The organism is Grylomicrobium aquisgranense, from assembly GCF_033971865.1.
Taxonomy (GTDB): domain Bacteria; phylum Bacillota_I; class Bacilli_A; order Erysipelotrichales; family Erysipelotrichaceae; genus Bulleidia; species Bulleidia massiliensis.
Window position 1 is genome coordinate 193,494 of sequence record NZ_JALBUR010000001.1, and the last position, 25,964, is coordinate 219,457.

Sequence of the window (25,964 nt, forward strand, 5' to 3'; positions counted from 1 at the left end):
GAATGCCATCAGGCATTCAGCTCAGGAAACAGGAAGGCAATCATCTCCGGGACAATCGTTTCCCAGGTGGCTTCATTATGGCCGCCATTGACAATAATGCGGTTATGCACAAGACAGCCATGATCCGCAAAGGCATTGGAAAGATCCATCAGCCTGGAAATCATTTTCATCTCTGTCTTTCTGCTTTTGACCTCTTCCGCACCAAAGGAGCGGTAAATACGTGTCTTTGGATTAATCGTTGAAGTCCTGATCAAGGACAGGCTGCGTTTATAGGCAAACTCGGTTGCCGGTGATATGCAGGCAAACTTACTGTAGACATCTGAATAGCGGGCTGCCATGTAATCTGCCATCAGGCCGCCCATCGAGGAACCGCCGATTCCAACATGATTCCGGGCACTGCTGACCCGGTACCGCTTTTCAATTGCAGGCTTGAGGACATTCACAAACCATTCTGCTGTGATATCACCTTTTTTCTGCGTATCTTCCCAGCCTTTGATCTTCACGGGCTTGAAAGGGCAGTATTCATCCATGCGGCCATTGCCGATGTGATTGCAATCCTGTCCGACAACAATCAGATCCAGTCCAGATTTGTCGAGATACTCGCGGATGCCCCAGCATTTGCCATAGGTTGCGACTTCATCAAAAAACAGATTATGACCGTCAAACATATACAGTACCGGATACTTCTTATGTGATGATGCATAGGAAGCAGGCAGATAAACCCAGATTTTACGCGGTGACTGTGTAAAAGGGGCAATGTCCAGTGAAAATTCTTCAACGGTTCCCATGGCGTTCACCCATCCATTTGATCCGGCTTTCCGTGCCGTTTTTGATGCGGATCAGATTTGCCTTGTGGCGGTATGTGATCAACAGCCAGAGAATCAGCAGGCATATAAAGACAAGAATATGACTGCGGTTGACAATCAGACTTGTGATGGTTTCAATGCCAACTGCTGAAATGGAAGAAATCGAAACAATCCTGGTGAAATACAGAATGGCAAAGAACAGAATGATCGGCCAGAAGAAGTTCCAGAACCAGGCGTGGGTAATGAAGACGGTAATGCCAAGGAAGTAGCCATAGGCTGTGGCGACGGCTTTGCCGCCCTTGAACTGGGCAAAGACCGGGAAGCAGTGGCCGATGGCACAGGCCAGTCCCGCCAGCAGAATGGCACTTGGATCAATCATGCTGGCAATCCACATGGAAATAAAAGCTTTAAAGGCATCCAGAAGGGTAACGGATATCGCTGCCGGCTTGCCAAGAACACGGCCGGCATTTGTGCCGCCAATATTGCCAGAGCCTTCCTTTCGGATATCTTTGTGATAAAATACTTTGCCGATGACAAGGCCCCAGGGGATCGAGCCGAACAGGTAGCTGATGAGTATGACAAGAAATACTTTCATATTGCGACCTCCGACAGACATTTTATCATACTGGGGTGGCGGCTGGGATTCATTCTGTGATGGTTGAAGTGCCGTGGTATGATATTGGCATTGTCAGCACAGAACGCGTGATACAATCCATATGTTTGAAGTGAGGAAGATATGACAAGAAAATACGAAGATGACAGCATACAGATTCTGACCGGACTGGAACCGGTCAGAAGGCGCCCGGGCATGTATATTGGCTCTACGGATGCCCATGGCCTTCATCATCTGATCTGGGAAATTGTGGATAATGCCGTCGATGAAGCAATCAACGGCTATGGCAAAAAGATTACGATCACACTCGAGAAGGATGGATCCTGTACCGTGGCAGACGAAGGACGCGGCATGCCGATCGGCACCCATCCCAGCGGCAAAAATACGCTGGAAGTCATTTTTACCGTGCTGCATGCCGGCGGCAAGTTCACAAGCCAGGGTGGATACAAGACAGCCGGCGGCCTGCATGGCGTCGGTGCCTCTGTTGTCAATGCCCTCAGTGAGTGGCTCACCGTCGAAGTGGCACATGATGGCGAGCTGGTCCGTATGAAGTTTTCCAAAGGTGGTTCTGTGGTAGGACATTTGGAAAAGCTTGGCAAGACCAAACGCTCCGGTTCGATCGTGCGCTTCAAACCGGATCCCACCATCTTTCAGACTGTAGATTTCAAATTTGATGTCGTGGCTGAAAGAGCAAGGGAAGAAGCCTTTCTATTGTCAGGCATCACGATCGAAGTGGAAGACAAGCGGCCCCATCGGGAAGCCAAAGAAGTGTTCTGCTATCAGGATGGTCTGATCTCATTCCTGGACTATCTGCATGAAGACAAGGAAGTGCTCATGCCACCGGTAAAGTTCTCCGGTGATTCTCAGGGAATCCATGTGGATGTGGCATTTCAGTATAATGATGGCTACCAGGAAAACACATATTCCTTTGTCAACCTGGTGCGTACGCCTGACGGCGGTACACATGAAGTTGGTTTCAAGACTGCGTTCACCAAGGCCGTCAACGACTTTGCCAGAAAATACGGCCTGCTGAAAGAACGTGACAAGAACCTGGAAGGCTCCGATGTGCGGGAAGGCCTGACGACAATTCTTTCTGTGTCCATTCCGGAGGAAATTCTGCAGTTTGAAGGCCAGACCAAAGGCAGACTTGGCACACCGCAGGCAAAGAGTGCCGTGGATGATGTCGTTTCAGCCAAGCTTGCTTTCTGGCTGGAAGAAAACCGCAGCCAGTCAGACATGCTGGTGCGCAAAATGATGAAAGCAGCCCAGGCCAGGGAAGCTGCCCGCAAGGCCCGCGATGATGCCCGCAAAGGCAAACGCTCCTCACGTCAGGAAAGAGTCCTTTCTGGCAAACTGGCACCTGCCCAGACCAAAGATACCTCCATCAAAGAATTGTTCCTGGTTGAGGGTGATTCTGCCGGAGGCTCTGCCAAACAGGGCAGAGATTCCCGCTATCAGGCTATTCTGCCTCTGCGTGGAAAGGTTCTGAACACAGAAAAATGCACGATGCAGGATATTGAGAAAAATGAAGAGCTCAATACCCTGATCTATACACTTGGCGCTGGTGTTGGTGCTGACTTTGACTGGCAGGAGAGCAACTACAACAAAGTCATTATCATGACCGATGCGGATGATGATGGCTCCCATATCCAGATTCTGCTGCTGACCTTCTTTTACCGCTATATGCGGCCATTGGTGGAACATGGCATGGTATACATTGCCCTGCCGCCGCTGTATAAAGTCACAAAAGGAAAGCAGAGCACTTACTGCTACAGTGACGATGAGCTGGATGCACTGCGCAGAAAACTTGGCAAGTGTGAGATTCAGCGGTACAAGGGACTTGGTGAAATGAATGCAACCCAGCTGTGGGAGACAACCATGGATCCGGAAAGCAGAACACTGATCCGGGTTGGCATTGATGATAATTCCATGGCCGACAAGCGTGTTTCTGTGCTGATGGGTGACAAAGCGGAGAAGCGCCGCAAATGGATTGAGGATAACATTTCATTTACGCTGGAAGATAACTTCAAGGTGGAGGAGTAATGGCAAAGAAGAAAAAAGTAGAAGACAAGACCAGATACATTCCGGAACTGCTTGAAGATATCATGGGCAGTGGTTTTGGCCGCTATGCCAAGTACATCATTCAGGAACGTGCTTTGCCGGATGCCAGAGATGGTCTGAAACCTGTACAGCGGCGTATTCTGTATGCCATGTATCATGATGGCAATACCTGGGATCATGCGTACCGCAAGTCAGCCAAAACGGTTGGTCTTGTGATTGGTAACTATCATCCCCATGGTGATACATCGGTTTATGATGCCATGGTGCGTATGTCGCAGGACTGGAAGGTGCGGCTGCCGCTGATTGATATGCATGGCAACAACGGCTCCATTGATGATGACCCGGCTGCGGCTATGCGTTATACCGAGGTGCGTCTTGCCAAGGTTACCCAGGTCATGGAAGATGATCTGGACAAAGATACTGTGGAGATGGCACCGAACTTTGATGATACTGAGAATGAGCCAACCGTACTGCCAGTGCCTTTTCCGGTCATGCTTGTCAATGGTGCAACCGGCATCGCTGCCGGTTATGCCACCAACATGCCGCCCCACAACCTGGGGGAAGTCGTGGATGCGGCCATATACCGTCTGAATAACCCGGACTGCACACTGGATGATCTGATCGAGATTATTCCCGGTCCTGATTTTCCTACCGGCGGTATTGTGCAGGGTGCCAAAGGAATCAAGGAAGCGTTTGCGACCGGCAGAGGCAGAATCGTGGTACGGGGCAAATGCCAGATCGTCGATGCAAGAACATGTCAGCAGATCGTCATCACAGAGATTCCGTATGAAGTGATCAAGGCACAGCTTGTTAAGAAAATAGATGAAATCCGTCTGTCCAGAGACATTGACGGCATCATGGATGTCCGCGATGAATCTGACCGCAATGGTCTGCGCATCGTGATTGATGTCAGCAAGGATGTCGATGCTGAAATGGTATTGAATTATCTGTACAAGAACACAGATCTGCAGATTTATTACTCCTACAACAATGTTGCCATCATTGACAAGCGGCCGGTACAGGTTGGACTGATCGGCCTGCTGGATGCTTTTATCGCTTTCCGCAGAGAAGTTGTGCTGCGCCGCTCTCACTATGAGCTTGACCGCATGGAAGCCAGATGTCATATCATCGAAGGACTGATGAAAGCAGTCTCGATCCTGGATGAGATTATCCGTATCATTCGTGCTTCCCGTGATAAAGCAGATGCGAAGAAGAACCTCATGGCTTCCTTCGGCTTTGATGAGCCGCAGGCAGAAGCCATTGTGTCACTCCGCTTGTACAGATTGAGCAATACAGACATCGTGCAGCTGCGCCAGGAGTTTGCCGAGCTTGTCAACCAGATTGAAGATACCAAGGCCATCATTGAGAACCCGGCGATGCTGAATGCTGTGATTGTCAGAGAACTGCGGGAAGTGAAGAAGGAATATGACGATCCTCGCCGTACCGTCATTGAGGATGAAGTATCACAGCTTGTCATTGACAAGACTTCCATGATTGCCAATGAGACCGTTGTTGTCACTGTTTCAAGAGACTCGTACATCAAGCGTGTATCTCTGCGCTCCTACCGTGCCGTGCAGGATCAGCCGACCGGTCTGAAGGAAGGCGATATGCTGGTGGGCACCATGCAGTGTGATACTGTTGATACACTGCTGCTGTTTACAATCCATGGCAACTATGCCTGCCTGCCGGTATGGCAGATTGAAGAGGGCAGATGGAAGGATATCGGCATGCATCTGAATAAAGTGGTCCGTATTGAAGGCGATGACAAGATCATTGCGGCGATCCTGGTCAAAGACTTCCATACCTATGCTTCCATTGTGACAGTTTCCAGCGGCGGCTATATCAAGAAGACGCCGGTATCTCTGTTCAAGGTGGACCGCAATTCCAAAGTGATGCCATGTATGAATATTGGTGCAGAAAGCCAGCTTCTGGATGCCTTCTGCGTATATGAAAATGACAAGCTGGCAATGGTATCCAGGCAGGGCTATGCCTATCAGTTCAGTGTTGATCAGATTCCATCCACCGGCATCCGCAGCAAGGGTGTCAAGGCGATGTCCTTTGGCCAGAAAGATGCACTTGCATATGGATGTGCCGTGCATCCGGGATGCCACACTGTGCTGTTTGCCACGACAATGGGCGGTCTCAAGCGTATCAAAATAGAAGAGATTGCAGAACTTTCAAGACCTGCCCGCGGCAGTCTGATCTGCAAGAAGAACAAAACCAATCCATCTGTGCTGTACCGTAACATGGCCGTGGATGCCGGCAGTACCATCCGTTTCACGGATCCGGCGGTGCATGAAATACCGGCATCGGAGATCCCGCTGAAAAAGAATGATACTGGTTTCAGCCAGACTGTGGATCTGCATCCGGGCTTCCTGATTCAAAAAGGAATTGAAGAGTGCCGCATCATCGATTATCCTGAAGGGGAACAACAGGATGTCCATGATGATGTGGAGAAGATCAGCCTGTTTGATGACGGAGTCAAAAATGGGTAACCAATTTCATCCGGATTTCTATATTCAGAATATGAGCAGTATTGATCCTGCCAGGCTCAAAGCACGCGGAATCCGTCTGGCTGTTATTGATATGGACAATACGCTGATTCCTTCCTGTGAAATGGTTGTGCCTGCACAGGCTCACCGTTTCATTGATGCCTTGCGCAAAGAAGGAATCATGCCGGTTGTTGTTTCCAACAATGTGTCCAGAATCACCCGCAGCCGCTGTGAGCAGCTGCAGATTGCCTGCTATCCTTTTTCGCTGAAGCCGCTGCCACGTGGATTCAGGAAAGTATTGCGCAGGTATCACTGCAGCCCGCAGGAAACAGCTGTGATCGGTGATCAGATTCTGACGGATATCTTTGGCGGCAACCATATGGGCATGCTGACGATTCTGGTTGATCCGCTGTCTGAAAAAGATCATATATTTGGCAGAATGAACCGCATGATGGCAGGCATTCTGCAGCATCTGGACCATCACATTCCACAAAGAGGAGAATATTATGGCAAATTGTAAGGGATGCGGCATCACACTGCAGTATGATGACCCATCCGCCCCGGGCTATACCCCGAAAAAAGACAGCGAATACTGCCAGCGCTGCTTCCGCTTGATGCATTATGATGACCTGACGGTTTCCATGCGCAAAGGCATTGATCCTGATACGGTTCTGGATAGAATTGCTTCCATGAACGCGCTTGTTCTGTGGGTGGTGGATCTGTTTGACTTTGAGGCCAGCCTGATTCCATCATTGAACAGGCGCATCAATACAGATGACATCATCATGGTGGCCGCAAAGCGCGATATTCTGCCGGATACACTGAATCATGAAAAGGTTGCCAGGTTTGTGTTTGCCAGACTGAAGGAAGAGGGCATTCACATCAAGGGATTGATTCTGACTTCCCGCCTGCATGGGCAGGGTGTGCAGGAAATCAAAGATGCCGTGAATATGTATGCCCATGGTCGTGATGTTGTTGTCATGGGCAGGGCAAATGCCGGCAAGAGTACACTGCTCAACAATATGCTTGGCAAGACTCTGCTGACTAGTTCCCGCTATCCCGGTACAACCCTTGATTTCAACCGTCTGGAAATTGATGGACAGACATACATTGATACGCCGGGTATTGAAATCACCGGCAGTATCCTGATGGATGTCAGGGAAGAAGACCTCAAGACCATTCTGCCTGCCAGAACCATCAAGCCGCAGATTTACCAGGTGAACAGGGATCAGTCATTCATCATCGGCGGCCTGGCCCGCTTTGATGTACTTGGCTGTGATCATGCCACTGCAGTATTCTATCTGTCGGATGGCCTTGGAATTCACCGCTGCAAGGCAGACCATGCCCAGGAACTGTTCGAAAAACATTATGGTGAATTATTTGTGCCGGTGCCGCTGCAGAAGAAATTCCGCACAGTGTCTTCTGGCAAGCATATGGCCAAGATGGATGTCGTGATCGGCGGTCTTGGCTGGATGTGTGTTTCCGGACAGATGGACGGGGTGCGCGTCATGGCACCTGATGATGTGAATGTAACGTTTAGAAAGGCGATGCTGTAATAAGATGCTGAATGGAAAACAGAAATCCTATCTGCGCTCTCTGGCGCAGACAGAGCGGGCAATCTTTCAGATTGGCAAAGATGGCCTCAGTGATACACTCATTGATACGGTTGGCAAAGCGCTGAAAGCAAGAGAACTTGTCAAGATCAGTGTATTAAAGACATGTCCGAATGATGATCTGAAAGAACTTGCGTTTGATCTGGCCATGCATACAAAAAGTGAGGTTGTGCAGATCATTGGCCGTACCATCATTCTGTATAAGAAGGCAAAGGAGCCGGTGATCCTGCTGCCATGAAGAAAGCTGTATTGATCTGTCCCTTTGATCCCATCACTTCTTCTGAGCTGGACTATGCCAAGCATCTTGTCAAAAAGCATGGGCTTTCCACACTCTTTCTGGTGCCGTTTGGCAATGGCATATGCACCATGGCTGAAAGAAGAAAGATGCTGGAAACAGCCATAGCGCCTTACAGGCATCTGGAACTGTGTGATCAGGTACGCAAGGAAGATAAAGTCTATTCGTATGATGATGCAGAAAAAGATGAAGAGAAGGTTCGTACCGGCAGTTTCTTTCTGGCACCTAAAGCTGTCCGCCAGATCATGAATGAAAACGGCTGGTACTATGAGTGTGTTGCCAGGGCGAACTGCAAGCCGCACCGCTATACACATTCCGTGGGGGTCGCGAAAACAGCCAGAACCATTGCCATTGCCCATCATATGGATCCTCTTGAAGCATACAAGGCAGGCCTGCTGCATGATGTAACCAAGGCATGGTCCGATGCGAAAAGCAGAAAGGTCATTGCCAGAGATATGCCAGAGTGGCTTACGATGTCGCCAAAGATCTGGCACAGCTATACAGCGGTTGTTTTCTGCCGCCAGCAGCTTGATCTGCATGATGATCGCATCCTGCATGCCATAGCTCATCATACGCTGGGAGATGGCCAGAGCGATCTGGACAAGGTGCTGTATATTGCGGATAAGATTGAGCCGGGACGCGGCTATGACACAACCAAGGAAATGAATCTTGCCCTGCAGGATCTGGATCAGGCTGCGGCATTAATCATGCAGGAATCAAAGGCATACAGGGAAGAAAAGGAGGGCTTGGATGTCTGAGCTTTTGGATTTAACAGTAAAAACGCTGAGCGATAAGCTTGCTAAGGATATTGTCACGGTTGATATGAGAGCTGTATCACCGTATACGGATGCATTTGTCATTGCCACTGCTGCCAATGTACGCCAGGCAAATGCCCTGGCTGACTATGTGCAGGATGCAGCTGAAAAGCAGGGATATGAAGTCAAAAGCAGAGAAGGAACTTCCGGCAGTACATGGGTGCTGCTGGATCTTGGTGAAGTGGTCGTTCATATCTTTACCGAAGAGACAAGAAAGCAGTACCGTCTGGAGGAACTGTGGGCGGATCAGCCGCAGCAGCGCTATGAAAGCTGAGTCAGTTTTTTGGTTATGAAGTGGTATCAGGAACGTTTTGTTTCACACCGTGACTGGATTCTGGACCATCTCGAGCTGCTGGATCTGTCTGCCCAGGAGGCAGTTCTTGTCCTGGTGATTGATTTCAACAATGAAAAAAGGATTCCCGTCACCATGGAGAGCCTGGCTGCCAAGACGAAGATGAAAAAGGAAGAAGTGGATGAAGCTGTTTCTCTGCTGTGTGCCAGAAAGTATCTGGAAATCAAGGTCAGCCGCAGCGGGGTTGTCTGGAGTCTGGATGGTTTGTTTGAGGCAGATACCGCCAAAGAGGCAGGATTGATGGATGCGTCGCTGTTTGATGCGTTTGAGACAGAATTCGGCCGCACACTGAATCCAAGAGAAATGGAAAAGATCAGTGAGTGGAACCGGACCATTGACAAGCGGCTGATCCTGTATGCTTTGCGGCAGGCCAGTGCCTACCAGCAGCTGTCCATTGCCTATGTTGACAAGATTCTTTCTGACTGGCAGAAGAAAGGCATGACCGCTGAGAAGATGGAATGGGAGCTGTCACACTGATGGAACATATGACGCCAGTAGAAATTCTGGATGAAATGGGAAAACTGTTTCCCAATGCACGCTGTGAGCTTGCTCATGAGGACAATTATCAGATGGCAGTGGCAGTGGTGCTGTCTGCCCAGACAACCGATGCATCGGTAAACCGGGTTACACCTGCGCTGTTTGCCAAATATCCGGATGTCTATGCGCTGGCCAATGGCAGTCTGGATGAGATTGCGGACTGTATCAAGTCGCTTGGCCTTTACCGCAATAAGGCAAGATCCATACAGGGCATGGCCAAAGGCATCGTGGACCGCTTTGACGGCAAAGTACCGGATAATATGAGGGATCTGACTTCTCTGCCAGGGATTGGCCGCAAATGTGCCAATGTCATTCTGTCAGAATGCTTCAATGTCCCGGCTCTAGCAGTAGATACCCATGTCAACCGCATTGCCAAAAGACTGGGCCTTGCCAAAGCAGATGACAGCCTGATGGATGTGGAACGCAAACTGAAACGCAAGATCCCTCGTGACAGATGGATTCAGGCCCATCACCAGATGATCTTCTTTGGCCGCTACCTCTGCCATGCCCAGCACCCGGCATGCAAGCAGTGTCCCTTTACAGGCATCTGTCTGTATCTTCGCAAGAAAGCAAAATGAGCAAATGAAAGGCTTCCAGACAGGAAGTCTTTTTTCATGCACAAAAAAACTCCTCTGGCTGTATGCCAGGGGAGTCTGGAATCAGTCTGCCGTTAATCCGCAATCACGGTAATTGTGCAGCTGCTGAAGGCACTGCGCTTGAGCTTCTGCCCGGTCACATCATTGCCGGATCCATCCGAAATGGTTACCTGACCAACCGTTTCCTTGCCATCTGTATGTTCTTCTGAAATCTTCTTCACACTGAGGCCATTGGTCTGCAGCCATGCTTTGATTTCATCATAAGTACCAGATGTCGGCAGGGTAAACTTGGCTTCCGGTGAGGTAAAGGTTGTACATACCTGCTGGCCGTCACCGCCAAGCTTCTCATAGCCATAATAGCCGCAGACCTGTGTTTCCGTCTCCGGTTCCAGATTGTCAATTGCCTGTGTATAGTTTTCCGAAGAAGTCGCAATCTCAGCCAGCTTATTGCCATTCTGCGATACCGTTGCCTTGTACTGAATCGGTCCGTATACCCATGAATAATCAAACATGCGTGTACCGGTCGCCGCCTTGATGACAGTATTGCCATCTTTCAGTGAGATGTCCTTGGTCCCTGAAGCAACGGTCAGCCTGCTTGTATCTGGATACGCTGCCCAGTTGAACTGGACCGTATTGTCATCATCCGCCATTGAAGCAGTGAAGCTGGAAAGATCAGAGATCGAGCTTGCCTTTTCCGGATCAGCGAGTGTCTCATAGCCTTTCTTGACATAGCCGGTGGTGATGTACTTGCTGTCCATACCGTCAATTGTCTTGACATATGGGAAGACACCTTTGATATGGGTAATCTCAACAACATCATCTGGCTTGGTCAGATCAGCAGGGGCAGAACCATCTGAATACATCGTATCCAGCAGATCAGAACAGATCTTGCCCGGAATATTCAGGCTGTCCCAGGCATCCGTGAAGTAGGATGTCTCATTGGCATCGGCTTTATCAAAACCATTCCACGCGGCAATTGTATATTCACTGGTCGCACACGTCATCCACTTGTCTTTCCGCGCACCCTCCGGAATGCCATATTCCAGACCGGCATCGCCATAGTCAGAAGTGCCCGACTTGGCAAATGTCTGATAATCACGCTTCAGGATCTGCGCATAGTTGTACTCAGAAGAATTGACAACTTTGTTCATCATGTATGCGGACAGATACGCAGCCGCATCAGAGAGAACCTGCTTTGGCTGATAAGCATCCAGGTCAGATACCGTGATCGGATCCTGGAAGCCGGAACGGTAAGTGATGCCTGTAATGCAGTGCGGCTTGATGTACTTGCCGCCGTTATACAGCATGGATGTTGCACCGGCGATCTCTTCCGGATTGGTTGTGAACTGGTTGCCGCCAATCGCCCAGGACAGATCAAATGTACTGGCACTGTATTGTGAGAAGCCAAGTGACTGGAAATAATCTTCAACGGTATTCATACCGACTTTGGAAATTTCTTCCTGCAGAGCCTGAATGGCAGGCGTATTCAGGGAAGTCTGGATCGCATATTCCAGTGTGACATCACCATGGTAAACACCGTCAAAGTTCTGGAATACCCATGAACTGGAACCAACAGGTTTATCGGTAACCACATGACTGGTTGCCCAGCCCAGATATTCAAAGGCAAGGGCATAGGAGAAGAACGGTTTTACACAGGATCCAGGGTTGTGATAAGCACTGGTTGCATGGTTCAGCAGCATTGCCGAATTGCTTGTCGTGTAGTTGCGGCCGGCGCCAATGGCAATGATTTCACCGGTGCTGTTATTGATAGTGATGAAGCCGACCTCCATGTTGTCGCTTGGATAGGCGATGCTATCGACATTGCCGGCACAGATCTGATAGCTCTCATTCTGCACATCAGGAGCCATGGCTGTCTGAATATCCATGGCAATGGTCAGCGGATCCTGACCGGTAATGGTCTGTGCTTCCGTCAGAACCTGATCGATATATGCCTGGTTCGGATCGGCATCGGATGATGCTGTATCCTGACTGTGATCATACAGCAGATCTTCTACCTTGATACTCTTGGCAAGATCATGTTCTTCCTGAGTGATGTAGCCATGCCGCAGCATCATATCCAGCACCTGATTGCGCCGCTGGGTGGAATAGTCGAGATAATTCATCGGATCATAGTAGTAAGGAGAATTGATGATGCCGGCCAGCAGGGCACTCTCAGCAAGATTCAGCTGGGTGATACGCTTGTTGAAGTAATACTCTGCTGCTTTTTCAACACCGCGGATATTGCCCGAACCCCCGAAGTTCATCTTGTTCAGATACAGCTCAAAGATTTCCTTCTTGCTGGCCTGCTTCTCCAGCTCCATTGCCAATGCAATCTGCTGCACCTTGTATTCAATATCACGGTTGGCAGTTGTGGAACCATCATCGGTAAAGAAGTAAGTCAGCTTGACCAGCTGCATCGTGAAGGTTGATCCACCCTGAGAGGCAGAACCGCTCTTCAGATTGCGCACGGCACTTGCGGCAAATCTTGCCACATCGAAGCCATTGTGCGTAAAGAAACGGGAGTCCTCAATCGAAAGGAAGGCATCAATCAGAGATTCCGGAATCTCATCATACGTGATATTCTCACGCAGCGTCTGGCCAACGTCGGAAATCTGGTTGCCGTCCTTGTCAAAGATCCGGGTCGATTCCTGCGAATACAGTTCCTCAATATTCAACGTCGGTTTGTCTTTGAGCATGGCATTGACCGTCACAATCCCGGCCGTGCCAATCACTGCCTCAAAGCCAACCAGCACCGCCAGCAGCACGGTAAGAAAGCTGAACCAGTCAAACTTCTTTTTCTGGATGTGCATATTTGGATCTTTCTCTTTCTTTTTTCTCATGTCGTACTCCTTTTACTGAAATAGAGCCTGTCTACAATCTGCAGATAATCAACAGGCTTTGTATACGAAGAAGGAATCAGATAACATTCCTTCACAAACCATGCATGGGGGATAGAAGAACGGTCTGCCCGGTGAAGATAGGACAGAAACGATTCAGCTGGACAATAGAACGTCTCATTCAGCCGTACAAAGCGCACAATCACAAAGGCAATGGCACCATGGCGCAGCACGGCTTCCAGATGTGAAATCTGGTGGGGATGAATACTCTTCAAAGGAAACGCTGTCAGCAGCTGATTGTCCTTGGCTTCAAAGTCAATGTACTTGCCCTTGTAGATGCCGTTGTAGTCAGTTGTACTTGGCAGCTTGAAGTATGCCTCGGTAATTTTGGCAGCTGAGCGGCGGGGATAATCCACATGGACAATCGTCACCGGCGTCGGCTTTTTATAAATCACTGCCTGATCACAGGCAAGATACGTTTTATTCGTCAGATTGATCTCTTTTTCAAGCTCCATGCCACGGTCACTGGCAGAAATCTTACGGGCATCTGCTGCCATCGTGGACACAGGCTTTTTGCCATTTGGATAATTAATCATGTCTTATATCAGCCACCAAAAAGATTATACAAGTGTTCACATAATTAAGAAAGAAAAGAAAATATCGTGAAAGATGAATCAGAAAACACATTTTCATGTCAGAGAAAAAGCTGTCAGTGATCATACTGATTACTGGCAGCCGGATTGACAACGATCAGCAAACAAGAACATAAATCAGGTTATTCTTTGGTTTTGCCATCAGACTTTTGATCTGGAAAGATCAGTCTGACCAGAACAGTAAGAGCAATCGAAAACGTGGAAAGCATCAGTCCTTTTTTTATCCCAAAGAGGAGTGCTCCTAACGCAAACATGGCGGCAAATAAGACAATATATCTGGTTAGAACATGCATCCGATAAATGTTCCTCCTAATACAACGATTGCCTGCTTAATGTCCGTGATTAGCATCACTTTAGCTTGAGCAGCTGTAAATCCTGCAGTATATACGATGCATCCGGCTAATTTATTGGACCAGTCCGGTCTGGATGAATGCTCTTTGTAATCAAGCCAAGCCCGGCAGCTTTTCGCATTTGAAAATCCGTAGTTCCAATAGTAATTGCATCCGTCTACTCCCTCACCGCTTTGTGCTGAAACTGATGATGGTGTAATGGCGAATACGAGAAACAGTGACATGGTAATTGAAACAGCGATTTGCACGACTTTTTTCATTGTAATCTCCCTCAAGAATATGCTGTGCGAATATAAAATGTTGTTTCCTGATATGTCTTTACTAAGATTAGAATAAAGTAAGGCTATTAAAATGTCAATATATACACAAAAAGCATATTATACACGTTTAAATTTCTCCTTGGCTCGCAAATGTCGGATTCTTAGAAAGACATTGATTTTCTGGTGTCTGGATGCGATAATTCTATGACAGGGAGGAAATCATGCATGGCAGATAAACTGAATCTGGATCCGGTTACGATTGTCAACAAGAAATTCGGCGTTGACTTCAAGGGCTATGATCCAAATGAAGTGGATCATATGCTGGATCAGGTCATTGAAGACTATCAGACATATCAGGACATGGTTGACTCTTTGAATGCCAAAGTGGCTGATCTTGAGAAGACGAATGCATCTCTGCGTGCCCGTCTGATTGAGGTCGAAGGCAAAGAGAGGGCCAGGGATGAGGATGGCGATCCGATGATGCAGGGCGCCAGCAATGTCGATATTCTCAAGCGGTTAAGCAGGCTTGAGAATGAAGTTTTCAATAACTCTGGCAGTCAGAACCGCAAACATTGAAAGTGGAACACTCGGGCAGCCGCTGGTATTTTGCCAGAGGAAAGTCCATGCTCGCACACGCTGCGATGCGTGTAGTGTCTGTGCCGGCCGAATCAATAAGACCGGGCACCCGCAAGGGTGACGGCGGAACGGAAACCTAAGGGCTTAGGCCTATGGCGGATGTCCCCAAGGTGTCACAGTGACGAAGCCATGCTGGAAACGGCATGGGTGGAACGCGATAAACCCCGCAGGCGAGAAACCCAAATCAGGTAGGGGAACTTGGAAGGACGAATTGAAGTCCGGATGAGCTGCATTCGTGCAGAGATAAATGGCTGCCACCTTCCTTCGGGAAGGGACAGAACATGGCTTACAGAGTGTGAAATTTCAAGAGGGCACTGTCCCTCTTTTCTTATGTGATATACTAATTCTGTTTCTTGATGGAGGTTATATGAATTTACCAAATAAACTGACAATTGCCAGAATGGTCATGATTCCTGTCATTATTCTGGTGTACCTATTCCCCTATACCGCCTGCGGCATCCAGCCATCACACCTGATGGTCGGTTCTGTGGATCTTTCTGTGATCAATATCATCGTGCTGTTACTGTATGTCCTGGCAGCGATTACCGATGCCATTGACGGACACATTGCCCGCAGCCGCAACATGATCACAACCTTCGGCAAGTTTGCGGATCCGATTGCCGATAAGCTGCTGACAACAAGCATGTTCCTGCTGTTTGTCTCCAGAGGCATCATCCCGGTTGTACCTGTCATCATCATGGTTGCCCGTGATACGATTGTTGATGGCTGCCGCATGGTTGCCGCTACCAATGGCAAAGTCGTGGCGGCTGGCATGATGGGCAAGCTGAAAACCGTTCTGCAGATGGTTACCGTTGCCCTGGTGCTGCTGAACAATCTGCCATTTGAACTCATCGGTCTGCCAATGAGCGATATCCTGCTGTGGATGGCAGCACTTGTGTCGATGATTTCAGGCATTCAGTATTTCAATATGACCAAAGAAGACATCATGGAGTCAAAATAATTGCACATTTTTCAGGGAACTGCATGATAGAGCTGCTATATAGAAATGAAGGAGATAAGTAACAGATGACAAAAAAAGAAGAAACAGAAGCTTCCCAGGACAGCCGCCGGGATCAGCTGCTGAACGATGCTCTCAAAGCAATTGAAAAGGAATATGGCAAAGGCAGTATCATGCGGCTTGGCGATCGTGCCAATGTAGCGGTTGATGCAATTCCTTCCGGTTCCATCACTCTGGATGCTGCCCTTGGCATTGGCGGCTATCCAAAGGGAAGAATCATCGAGATTTATGGTCCGGAATCTTCCGGTAAAACAACCCTTGCCCTGCATGCCATTGCCCAGTGTCAGAAGCAGGGAGGCAGATGTGCCTTCATCGATGCTGAAAATGCCATCGATCCCCAGTATGCCAAAGCCCTTGGCGTTGATATTGATGAACTCATTCTGTCCCAGCCGGATTCCGGTGAACAGGCCCTGGATATCTGCGAAGTGCTCGTTAAGAGCGGTGCCATTGACCTGGTCGTCATTGACTCCGTTGCTGCTCTGGTGCCGCAGGCAGAACTGGATGGTGAAATGGGAGATTCTTCCGTAGGCCTGCAGGCCAGACTGATGTCCAAAGCCATGCGCAAACTGGCCGGTGCCATGAACCATTCCAATACGACTGCGATCTTCATTAATCAGCTGCGTGAAAAGGTCGGCATCATGTTCGGCAATCCGGAGACAACCCCAGGCGGCAGGGCACTGAAGTTCTATGCGTCTGTGCGGCTGGATGTACGCCGTGGGGAAGCCCTCAAAAACGGCAATGATGTCTATGGCAATGTGACCAAGATCAAGGTTGTTAAAAACAAGGTGGCGCCGCCATTCAAGACAGCTGTTGTCAATATGATTTATGGCCATGGCATTTCCCACGTGGATGAGGTGCTGAACCTGGCTGTGGAACATGACATTATTGTTAAATCCGGTGCCTGGTTCTCATACCAGAGCGAAAAGATCGGCCAGGGCTTTGCGGCCGCAAGGACATGGCTGGAAGATCATCCTGATACAATGGAACTCATCACGGATCAGATCAAGGAGATTCTTTTCCCGCATGATGAAACGGCTTCAGCAGATGCCCAAGCATTACAGAACTGACTGCATACTTGTTTGAATGAAACCGATTGCACAGTACTCTGCAGACGCACAGTGCTGTGCTTTTTCGTGCTTGTGAAACAGCGCTTTCAAAAGTATAATGACTTATGGGAGTAAATTCTCATAAGATAACAGCTAATGAAATGGAGGTCTTGTTATGAATCCCATATCGATTGCCATTTTAGCTGTGATTGCTGGTATTGTCATCGGTATCATCATTATGATGATTGTCGGCAAAATGGGGCTGGACCGTGCCAAGGAACAGTCTCATGACATTATTGAAGAGGCAAATTCCAAAGCTGAAAATACTGTCAGTCAGGCAGTCCTGTCCGGTAAGCAGCAGGTAAGTGAAATGAAACTTGCGGCTGAGAAGGAAATGAACGCAGCCAAGAGTAAAATTCAGGCGGATGAAAACCGCTTGCTGCGCCGTGAGGACAATCTGAAACTGCGTGAGGACAGCCTTGCTCAGAGGGAAAGAAAACTCAGCGATAAAACCAAGAGCGCCGATGCAAAGCTTGCAAATCTCAGCAAAATGGAGGATGAACTGCAGCAGAAGATTGATGAGCAGCTGTCAGTTCTGGAAAAGACAGCACATATGTCCCAGGACGATGCACATAAGGAACTGATGGACATTGTTGCCAAGAAGTCTGAGAAGGAAGTGGGCGAATACATTCGCGAACAGCAGGATGAAGCCGAGGCACAGGCAAGTGCCAATGCCCGCAACATCATTGCCACAGCCATTCACAGATATGCACAGGAAGAAACGATTGAGCGTACGGTATCGACCGTAACACTGCCATCAGAGGAAATGAAGGGCAGAATCATCGGCCGTGAAGGACGCAACATCAAGGCAATTGAACAGGCAACCGGCGTCGATCTGATCATCGATGATACACCGGATGTCATTACCGTATCCTGCTTTGATCCGATCCGGCGTGAGATTGCACGCCAGTCTCTGGAAACTCTCATGAAGGACGGCCGGATTCAGCCGGGCCGGATTGAGGAAGTTGTGGAAAAGACAACCCGTGATCTGGAAGACAACATCATGAAGATCGGCAATGAGACGATCTTCAAGCTTGGCATCGGCCGGATGAACAAGGAAATGATCCGTCTGGTCGGACGGCTGCGCTATCGTTACAGCTATGGTCAGAATGCTTTGCAGCATTCCATTGAAGTTGCCCAGTTTGCCGGTGTCATGGCCGCTGAACTCGGCCTCAACCAGGCTCTGGCCAAGCGTGCAGGTCTATTGCATGATATTGGCAAAGCCGTTGATTTCGAACAGGAAGGCAGCCACGTTGAGCTTGGCGCCAAATATGCCCGCAAGTATGGTGAGAATGCGATTGTCATCAATGCCATTGAATCTCATCATGGTGATACGGCACCTCAGGATATCATTGCGCTGCTGGTCGCATCTGCAGATACACTTTCTGCCGCAAGACCTGGAGCACGCTATGAATCCATGGAAGGTTACATCAACCGTCTGGAGTCACTGGAAAAGATTGCCAGCAGCTTCGATGGCGTCGAGCGTGCCTTTGCCATTCAGGCAGGACGTGAAGTCAGAGTCATGGTCAAACCGGACAAGGTGGATGATGTCCGCATGGTAAAGATTGCCCATGATATCCGCGAAAAGATTGAAAATGAACTGACGTATCCGGGCCAGATCAAAGTTACGCTGATCCGTGAAGTCAGGGTTCAGGAACTAGCCAAGTAAAGAGACAGTGCTCCATGCAGAGCATTGTCTTTTTTTTTGCGTTGCATATGCGTTTCATATCAATTAAACTTAAGACAGGTTGAGAAACTTAGGCCATTCCGCTAAAACGGAATGTCCGGAAGGGCAGTTTCATAATGAAAATTCTATTTCTGGGTGACATTGTTGCCCAAAGCGGTGTATCAGCTGTGTGTGCTTCCACACCTTTGCTGCAGGCGCAGTATCACCCGGATTTCATCATTGCCAATGGTGAAAATGCGGCCGACGGCAAAGGCATGACCAGGGAACTTTATACACGTTTGAAAGCAGCCGGCATCGATCTGATTACACTGGGCAACCATGCTTTTTCCAAACGCGCTTTTCTGCAGGATGCTGAAGACTGTCCGGATATCATCTGGCCGGCTAATATTGGCAGCTATGCACCCCAGAGGCCTGTTTTGATCCGTATCGTCAAGGAAAAAAGAGTTGCAGTGCTGAATATCCTTGGCAATGTATTCATGAACGCTGATTATGAGGATCCAATCCTTGTTACCAAGAAGATCATGAATCATATCTCTGCGGATATCATCCTGATTGATTTCCATGCTGAGGCAACAAGTGAAAAAAGCATCTACTTCCAGTATTTCAAAGACCGTGTCACTGCCATGATCGGAACCCATACCCATGTGCAGACCGCAGATGAAAAAGTCGAAAACGGCTGTGCCTTCATCAGCGATGTGGGGATGTGCGGCCCGTATGATTCCGTGCTTGGCAGAGACCGCAATGAAGCCATGGATCATGCCATCACCGGCTGCTCACACTATCGGCCGTCTGATAAAGAAGCAGTCGTATGCGGGCTGATGATTGATATTGATGATCACACCAACCGTGCTGTCTCGATTGAACGCATCCAGCTGCGGCCAGGGTCTAATGATTGAAAGAAACCGGTATCAATGCTAAAATAGTTTCCGATAAGGAGGCTTATACAATGCCAGTTACAGTTGATAAGGATCTTTGCATCGGCTGCGGTGCCTGCACAGGTGTCTGCCCGGTTTCCGCACTGTCTCTTGATGACAACGGAAAGTCCCAGTGTGACGAGAGTGTCTGCATTGATTGCGGCACATGCATCGGCACATGCCCGGTTTCTGCTATTTCCCAGAAGTAAGCAGATCAGGATGGATTGATTGGAAGAAGGACCAGCATCTGCTGGTTTTTCTTTGGCCGCTGTCTTGCTATAATATGGCCTCGGAGATAATGAAATGGAAAATAACATACTGAAAATGCCTGATCTGAAACAGGCAGCCAGCCGTAGTCAGAAGGCTTCCCAGGTGGAACACGATCTGTTCCATCTGCCCGAGGCTGCCCAGACACTCGGCCGCAATAAAAAATACTATCTGCGCACCTATGGATGCCAGGCAAATGTCCGTGATGGGGAAACCCTTGCCGGTATTCTGGAACTGATGGAATATACGCCGTGTGACAAACCGGAAGATGCTGATCTTCTGATCTTTAATACATGTGCGGTCAGAAGAACTGCTGAACTGCATGTGCTTGGTCTGGTCGGTGCATTGAAGGAACTCAAAGAGAAGCATCCGGAAAAGATTTTCTGCATCTGTGGATGCATGGCGCAGGAAGAAGCCGTCGTCAAGGAAATTCTGAAAAGCTATCCGCAGGTCGACCTGATCTTCGGCACCCACAATCTGTACCGCTTCCCGCAGCTGCTGCTGGATTATCTTGACCGTAAGGAAACAACTGTCGAAGTCTATTCCCAGGAAGGGGAAGTCATTGAAGATCTGCCGGTCAAGCGCAGTGATTCCTGCAAGGCTTTTGTCGATATCATGTATGGCTGCAACAAGTTCTGCACATACTGCATTGTCCCGTACACAAGAGGCAGAGAGCGCTCCCGCCTGCAGGCAGATATCCTCAAAGAAGTACAGCAGCTTAAAGATCAAGGCCGGAAAGAAGTCATTCTGCTGGGCCAGAACGTCAATGCCTATGGCAAAGATCTGGGCATGGAAGATGGCTTTACCACTTTGCTCAAAGAAGTAGCCGAAACAGGCATTGAGCGCATCCGCTTCTATACATCTCATCCGCGTGACTATTCCCGTACAACGATCCTTGCCATGAAGCAGTATCCCAATATCATGAAGGCACTGCATCTGCCGGTGCAGTCTGGCTCAGATGATGTCCTGCGAAGGATGGCCAGAGGCTATACCGCAGAACAGTACAAGGCACTGTTTGATGATATGAAAAATGAAATGCCGGAGATTGCCTTTACGACTGATATCATTGTCGGCTTCCCGAATGAAACTGATGAAGACTTCCAGCAGACACTGGATCTGGTAGACTACTGCAGGTATGATGCTGCCTATACATTTGTCTATTCACCGCGTTCCGGAACACCGGCTGCCCGCATGGAAGACAGCATCCCGGCAGAAGTCAAACGGGAGCGCCTTCAGATTCTGAATGAGAAAATTGCCCATTATGCCAACCTTGCCAATCAGCCATATCTTGGTCAGACTGTCAAAGTGCTTTGTGAAGGTCCATCCAAGAAAAATGACAAAGTTTATACAGGCTACAGTGAGAAAAACAAGCTTGTGAATTTCACCGGTCCTGATGGACTGGCTGGAAAGATCGTCGATGTGAAAATCAAAGAGGTGCATTCGTTCTCGCTTGATGGGCAGGCATTGTGAAAACAGGCCTGAATGTTTATAATAAAGGCGAATTCCAGCAACTTTAATGGAGGATAATTTATGAGCAAAGTTCGCATATTTGCGCTCGGCGGTCTTGATGAAGACGGCAAGAATATGTATGTCGTCGAAAACGGAAATGACATCTTTGTCATGGAGTGCGGCCTGAAATATCCCGAAGGGGAACAGTTCGGCGTACAGATGATCATTCCGGACTTCAAGTATCTGCAGGAAAATGAGAAGCGCATCCGCGGTGTGTTTATCACCCATGGCCATGATGATGTCATGGCAGCCCTGCCAAATCTGCTGCAGGTGATGCCGCATGTACCGGTATACATGGCACCATTAACCGCCATGATGTTTGAAAGAAGGGCAAAGAAACTTGGCCTGAAGGATCTGAACATCCATCGCATCAGGCGCAATTCCCGCTTCAAGATTGGCAGCACAGAGATCCGCACCTTTGGCACAACCCAATCCATCGCCGATGGCTTTGGCATTGCCATTGGCACCGATGACGGCTTTGTCGTCTATACCGGCGAATTCATTGTCGATTATGATACCAAGAATGAAGCTTTCTCCTTTGATGTCACCAACATCACGGATCTTTCCAGTGCTGGTGTACTGGCATTGATGAGTGAGTCCGTCGGCTCAACCAGAAATGGCCACTCTGCGCCAAATCACCGCATCACGGAACAGATTGAACAGTACTTTGATGAGACCAAAGGCCGTATGTTCATCACGCTGTTCAATCAGAATATCTACCGTGTGATGGAAGTCATTGAGCTTGCCAACAAGTATAACCGGAAGGTCATGATCTATGATGATGAGCTCAAGGATCTGATGAATGATATGGCCAAACTTGGCTATTACCGCATTCCGGCAGGCCTGGAAGTACCGCCGAGCCAGTTTACCAATGACATGGACAATGTCATTGTCATTATTGCCGGCAATGGCTCCAACATCTTCCAGAAGGTTCACAAGATTGCGACCAAGGAAGATGATGTCATTGAGTTCAGACCATCGGATACTGTGATCATTGCTTCTCCGGCTGTGCCAGGCACAGAGCGTGAGGAAGCCAGCATGGAAGATGATCTGTACCGTGAAGCCGGCCGTGTGATTGCTGTGGATGCCAAGCGTGCCTTTACTATGCACGCATCCATCGAGGATCTCAAGATGATGGTATATCTGCTGCGGCCGAAGTACTACATCCCGGTCAAGGGCGAATACCGCCAGCTGATTGCCAATGCCAACATCGCCCTGGATATGGGCTACAAGGCAGACCGGATCATTGTGATGGACAATGGTCAGATTGCAACGATTATCGATGGGCAGCTGCAGAGAAACTTTGACCGCATCGATGCTGAGGATGTGCTGGTCGATGGCAATGAAAATCTTGATGCGACCGGTATGGTCCTCAAAGATAGAGAAGTGCTTTCCACCGATGGTGCCATCATTGTAGGTGTTGTCATCAATCACAAGACCAAGGAAATTATCGGCGGGCCGGATGTACAGAGCCGCGGCGTGATCTATCTGAAGGATGCGGACTACATCGTGCAGGAAATCGGCAATATCATGGAAAAGACCATTACGGATGCCGTCAAGGAAAAACGTTACGATAATCTCAACTGCCGTGCAGAGGCACGTGACAAGATTTCACGCTATGTCATGCGTGAAACAGGCAAGCGGCCGATGATCCTGCCTGCCATTGTCGAAATCAATACAAAAGATTAGGAGGAACTGTGACGCAGAAGAAAAAGAAAAACACAAGAAAGTCAAAAGCACGCATCCGTCAGGAACAGCAGGAAGAGCTCAGACAATGGATCATGGTCGTACTGACTGCGGCATTGCTGCTGATCGGACTGATGAGAACCGGAACGGTTGGCATCTTTCTGTATAACCTGCTGCGGTATGTGCTGGGAGAATGGTTCTGGCTGATTCTTGCGGTCACTGTACTCTGGTTCCTGATTGCCATTGCTTCAGGAAAGCAGGATGCGGATGATGAAAAGAACCCGCTGCCGATCATCCTGGTGATTCTTGATCTTCTGCTGCTGTGCGGTTATTACACAGCCGGCCCATCTGTGGTCGGCTTTTCCGCTTTGAAGCCGCTGCTGACAAATATCAAAAGCTATTTCCAGACTGTTGTTACAGTATCCCCAGGCGGCGGTATCTGCGGCAATGGTTTATATGCCCTTGTGTCTATTCTGTTTGGCCGCAGCGGCACCGTTGTGATCATGATTGCCATTGCCTTGATTGCGACCGTTCTGATGGGCTTTATGGATGCCTATAAGAATGCCTTCCAGTATGTTGTTGATTTCTTCAGGGCACCGGAAAAGGAAGAACCGGAAGAGAAAGAGGAAGTGGAAGATAAGGAGCATCCCAATCTCTGGAAGATGGTTTCTGAACACCAGCAGAAGAAGGCACATTTCATCAATGCGGATGAAGCTGTGGATGATGTCCCGCTGCAGGATGTACAGAAGAAACTGGAAGAGGGAGAAGAAGTTGTTGTCCGCTTCAAGCCGACCAAGATCAGCCACAGCGGTCTGTCTGGTATTGATATCCGCGTGGACGATGATCAGGATGATACAGACAACATTGAACTGCTCAGTGATACAGAACCTGCTTTGGAAGATACGCTGAAGATGCAGCAGCCTTTAAGCCAGGAAAAGGATATCTTCATGAATGTGGATGATCTTGCCGATCATACGGAAGCGAAAGAATATTCTGAGCCTGAACCACAGCCAATGGAACCGGCAGAGCCGGAACCAGAGCCTGTCAAACAGACTGAAGTACAGGAAGATAAAGCGGAAGAAGAGGAACCTGTACCTGTCAATCTTCCTGAACGTGAAGGGGAGACTGCCCCTGCATCAGACCCAAAGCATGGGACTGTGGATTACCGCAATTACCGTCTGCCATCCATGAATAAAGTGCTGGATCCTCTGCCGGCTCATTCATCCAATGATGAAAATCTGGCGGCTGCCAAGCGCAAAGGACAGCAGCTGATTCAGGCTCTGGAAACATTCGATATCAATGCCAGACTCAAGGATATGCATATTGGACCTTCTGTTACGCAGTTTGAAGTACAGCCGGATGCCAATGTCAAAGTATCCAGAATTCTTGGCCTGACGGACAATATCAAAATGCAGCTGGAAGCACGTGATATCCGTATTGAGGCACCGATTCCAGGCCGCAATGCCGTAGGCATCGAAATTCCGAATGAAAAATCTACGCCGGTCAAGCTGCGGGAACTGGTGAACTCTATTCCTGCGAAAGACAAAGATCAGCCGCTTGTTTTCTTCCTGGGAAAGGATCTGCTTGGACAGACCATTACCTGCCGAATTGACAAGATGCCGCATCTTCTGATTGCCGGTGCTACTGGTTCCGGTAAATCAGTCTGTATGAACTCCATCATCTGTTCTCTGCTGCTTAGAACAAGGCCGGATGAAGTCAAGATGCTGCTGATTGACCCGAAAAAGGTAGAGTTTACACCATACCGCAATATTCCTCATCTGATCGGACCGGTGATCAATGATCCTGCCCAGGCTTCCAATGCCCTGAAGGTCATTGTGCGCATCATGGATGAGCGCTACAACATCTTTGCCGCAAATGCAGTCCGCAACATTGCCGGCTATCATGCACTGCTCAAAAGCAAGCCTGCCGCTGAACAGGCCCGCATGGACAAGATGCCTTATATCGTTGTCATCATCGATGAGCTTGCTGATCTGATGCTGGTGGCAGGCAAGGATGTCGAAGCTTCCATTCAGCGTATCACCCAGCTTGCCCGTGCCGCCGGCATCCATCTGATTGTTGCCACACAGCGGCCAAGTGCCGATGTCATCACCGGTATCATCAAGGCTAATATTCCAAGCCGCATTGCCTTCAGTGTATCTTCATCGATTGATTCCCGTGTCATCCTGGATCATACCGGTGCCGAACGCCTGCTTGGCAATGGCGATATGCTGTATATGCCGATTGGCCAGAACAGTGCTACCCGTATCCAGGGTGTCTTTGTGACCGACGAAGAAGTACAGCGGATCTGTGATGCACTGTCCCCATGGGCACCGCTGTACGATGATTCCTTCATCATGCTGGAAGGTGTCAACGACCAGGAAGGCGGTGCTGTTGCCGGCATCTCTGACGATCCACTGTATCAGGAGATCAAAGACTACGTCATCGATGTCCAGAAAGCCAGCACCAGTCTTCTGCAGAGGCGTTTCGGGATTGGCTACAACCGTGCAGCCCGCATGATTGATGAGCTGGAAAGCACCGGCATCATCGGTCCGGCACAGGGTTCCAAGCCAAGGGAAGTCTATGTAAAGAAGGACCGCCCCAAAGATGATGAATGAAAAAGCAGAAAGTTAGTGCAAACTAATTGAAGCAGATTCTGTTCTGGTTTATCATAATCCCAATTTTGACAGTTTGAAGTAATGAAAGTGCTAGAAATTCCGATGAATATTGGATTTTTCAGCACTTTTTGCGTTTTGATTTTTGTAGTATGTAGGGGCCTATCCGGACGTCTTTTTGAATTTTTTTCTGAGGAAACCGGCCTTGTATCTCTTCTTGTCTAATCCTGCATTTGTATAGTTCTCGAG

At 48.9% G+C, this 25,964-nt stretch carries 23 protein-coding genes and 1 other RNA gene; 19 read left to right on the forward strand and 5 right to left on the reverse strand.

Annotated features, from left to right (window positions below; all coding sequences use genetic code 11):
* Positions 1-8: 8 nt before the first annotated feature.
* Together MOZ60_RS00995 and plsY are read right to left on the reverse strand one after the other, a co-directional pair.
* On the reverse strand, positions 9-788 hold the full coding sequence (locus MOZ60_RS00995) for an alpha/beta hydrolase (protein WP_370595335.1): 780 nt from the start codon (positions 786-788) through the stop codon (positions 9-11).
* Positions 775-1,401, reverse strand: a complete 627-nt coding sequence (plsY, locus tag MOZ60_RS01000) for a glycerol-3-phosphate 1-O-acyltransferase PlsY (RefSeq protein ID WP_277634851.1) — start codon at positions 1,399-1,401, stop codon at positions 775-777. Before plsY ends, MOZ60_RS00995 begins: the two co-directional genes overlap by 14 nt.
* Before the next feature lie 141 nt (positions 1,402-1,542).
* Here plsY and parE point away from each other — a divergent pair, with 141 nt between their 5' ends.
* The 9 genes from parE to nth are packed head-to-tail and all read left to right on the forward strand — an operon-like array spanning position 1,543 to position 10,162.
* Positions 1,543-3,462: a DNA topoisomerase IV subunit B gene (gene parE / locus MOZ60_RS01005; protein WP_370595336.1), complete on the forward strand. Its 1,920-nt coding sequence runs from the start codon at positions 1,543-1,545 to the stop codon at positions 3,460-3,462.
* Entirely contained in the window at positions 3,462-5,975 is a 2,514-nt protein-coding gene (gene parC / locus MOZ60_RS01010; RefSeq protein ID WP_370595337.1) for a DNA topoisomerase IV subunit A, read from the forward strand. Before parE ends, parC begins: the two co-directional genes overlap by 1 nt.
* Positions 5,968-6,492, forward strand: a complete 525-nt coding sequence (locus MOZ60_RS01015; RefSeq protein WP_370595338.1) for a YqeG family HAD IIIA-type phosphatase — start codon at positions 5,968-5,970, stop codon at positions 6,490-6,492. The genes parC and MOZ60_RS01015 overlap by 8 nt, the downstream gene beginning before the upstream one ends.
* A complete protein-coding gene (gene yqeH / locus MOZ60_RS01020) occupies positions 6,479-7,528 on the forward strand; it encodes a ribosome biogenesis GTPase YqeH (protein ID WP_370595339.1) in 1,050 nt (349 codons plus the stop codon). The genes MOZ60_RS01015 and yqeH overlap by 14 nt, the downstream gene beginning before the upstream one ends.
* A 4-nt stretch (positions 7,529-7,532) precedes the next feature.
* Positions 7,533-7,823 (forward strand): ribosome assembly RNA-binding protein YhbY, encoded by a 291-nt coding sequence (gene yhbY, locus MOZ60_RS01025; RefSeq protein ID WP_277009130.1) that lies wholly within the window; start codon positions 7,533-7,535, stop codon positions 7,821-7,823.
* Positions 7,820-8,638, forward strand: a complete 819-nt coding sequence (gene yqeK / locus MOZ60_RS01030) for a bis(5'-nucleosyl)-tetraphosphatase (symmetrical) YqeK (protein WP_277654834.1) — start codon at positions 7,820-7,822, stop codon at positions 8,636-8,638. Before yhbY ends, yqeK begins: the two co-directional genes overlap by 4 nt.
* On the forward strand, positions 8,631-8,969 hold the full coding sequence (gene rsfS, locus MOZ60_RS01035; RefSeq protein WP_108773888.1) for a ribosome silencing factor: 339 nt from the start codon (positions 8,631-8,633) through the stop codon (positions 8,967-8,969). Before yqeK ends, rsfS begins: the two co-directional genes overlap by 8 nt.
* Before the next feature lie 15 nt (positions 8,970-8,984).
* Positions 8,985-9,524 carry a DnaD domain-containing protein gene (locus MOZ60_RS01040; RefSeq protein WP_277645149.1) on the forward strand — a complete coding sequence of 180 codons (540 nt, stop codon included), beginning with the start codon at positions 8,985-8,987 and terminating at the stop codon, positions 9,522-9,524.
* Positions 9,506-10,162 carry an endonuclease III gene (gene nth / locus MOZ60_RS01045; protein ID WP_445972104.1) on the forward strand — a complete coding sequence of 219 codons (657 nt, stop codon included), beginning with the start codon at positions 9,506-9,508 and terminating at the stop codon, positions 10,160-10,162. The genes MOZ60_RS01040 and nth overlap by 19 nt, the downstream gene beginning before the upstream one ends.
* 92 nt (positions 10,163-10,254) lie before the next feature.
* Here the strand turns inward: nth and MOZ60_RS01050 are convergent, their stop codons facing one another.
* From MOZ60_RS01050 to MOZ60_RS01060, 3 genes are all read right to left on the reverse strand, one after another.
* A complete protein-coding gene (locus MOZ60_RS01050; RefSeq protein ID WP_370595340.1) occupies positions 10,255-13,020 on the reverse strand; it encodes a transglycosylase domain-containing protein in 2,766 nt (921 codons plus the stop codon).
* Positions 13,017-13,613: a Holliday junction resolvase RecU gene (gene recU, locus MOZ60_RS01055; RefSeq protein ID WP_370595341.1), complete on the reverse strand. Its 597-nt coding sequence runs from the start codon at positions 13,611-13,613 to the stop codon at positions 13,017-13,019. The genes MOZ60_RS01050 and recU overlap by 4 nt, the downstream gene beginning before the upstream one ends.
* 337 nt (positions 13,614-13,950) lie before the next feature.
* Positions 13,951-14,280, reverse strand: coding sequence for a hypothetical protein (locus MOZ60_RS01060; protein WP_108773882.1), 330 nt, complete (start codon positions 14,278-14,280; stop codon positions 13,951-13,953).
* Between the two features lie 225 nt (positions 14,281-14,505).
* Here MOZ60_RS01060 and MOZ60_RS01065 point away from each other — a divergent pair, with 225 nt between their 5' ends.
* The 10 genes from MOZ60_RS01065 to MOZ60_RS01110 all read left to right on the forward strand — a co-directional run bounded on the left by MOZ60_RS01065 (position 14,506) and on the right by MOZ60_RS01110 (position 25,718).
* Entirely contained in the window at positions 14,506-14,856 is a 351-nt protein-coding gene (locus MOZ60_RS01065) for a DivIVA domain-containing protein (protein ID WP_108773881.1), read from the forward strand.
* A gap of 7 nt (positions 14,857-14,863) precedes the next feature.
* Positions 14,864-15,210, forward strand: an RNA gene (rnpB, locus tag MOZ60_RS01070) — RNase P RNA component class B.
* A gap of 73 nt (positions 15,211-15,283) precedes the next feature.
* A complete protein-coding gene (gene pgsA, locus MOZ60_RS01075) occupies positions 15,284-15,877 on the forward strand; it encodes a CDP-diacylglycerol--glycerol-3-phosphate 3-phosphatidyltransferase (protein ID WP_108773880.1) in 594 nt (197 codons plus the stop codon).
* A gap of 65 nt (positions 15,878-15,942) precedes the next feature.
* Positions 15,943-17,001 (forward strand): recombinase RecA, encoded by a 1,059-nt coding sequence (gene recA, locus MOZ60_RS01080; RefSeq protein WP_370595342.1) that lies wholly within the window; start codon positions 15,943-15,945, stop codon positions 16,999-17,001.
* A 154-nt stretch (positions 17,002-17,155) separates the two neighbouring features.
* Positions 17,156-18,709, forward strand: a complete 1,554-nt coding sequence (gene rny, locus MOZ60_RS01085; RefSeq protein WP_277007522.1) for a ribonuclease Y — start codon at positions 17,156-17,158, stop codon at positions 18,707-18,709.
* Positions 18,710-18,843: 134 nt separating this feature from the next.
* Positions 18,844-19,623 carry a TIGR00282 family metallophosphoesterase gene (locus MOZ60_RS01090; RefSeq protein ID WP_370595343.1) on the forward strand — a complete coding sequence of 260 codons (780 nt, stop codon included), beginning with the start codon at positions 18,844-18,846 and terminating at the stop codon, positions 19,621-19,623.
* Positions 19,624-19,673: 50 nt separating this feature from the next.
* Positions 19,674-19,850 carry a 4Fe-4S binding protein gene (locus tag MOZ60_RS01095; RefSeq protein ID WP_108773876.1) on the forward strand — a complete coding sequence of 59 codons (177 nt, stop codon included), beginning with the start codon at positions 19,674-19,676 and terminating at the stop codon, positions 19,848-19,850.
* A gap of 94 nt (positions 19,851-19,944) precedes the next feature.
* Complete coding sequence (gene miaB / locus MOZ60_RS01100) at positions 19,945-21,378, forward strand: tRNA (N6-isopentenyl adenosine(37)-C2)-methylthiotransferase MiaB (RefSeq protein ID WP_277654820.1); 1,434 nt, start codon at positions 19,945-19,947, stop codon at positions 21,376-21,378.
* 60 nt (positions 21,379-21,438) lie between these two features.
* On the forward strand, positions 21,439-23,106 hold the full coding sequence (locus MOZ60_RS01105; RefSeq protein WP_277654819.1) for a ribonuclease J: 1,668 nt from the start codon (positions 21,439-21,441) through the stop codon (positions 23,104-23,106).
* Positions 23,107-23,114: 8 nt separating this feature from the next.
* Positions 23,115-25,718 carry a DNA translocase FtsK gene (locus MOZ60_RS01110; protein WP_370595344.1) on the forward strand — a complete coding sequence of 868 codons (2,604 nt, stop codon included), beginning with the start codon at positions 23,115-23,117 and terminating at the stop codon, positions 25,716-25,718.
* Positions 25,719-25,964 lie beyond the last annotated feature (246 nt).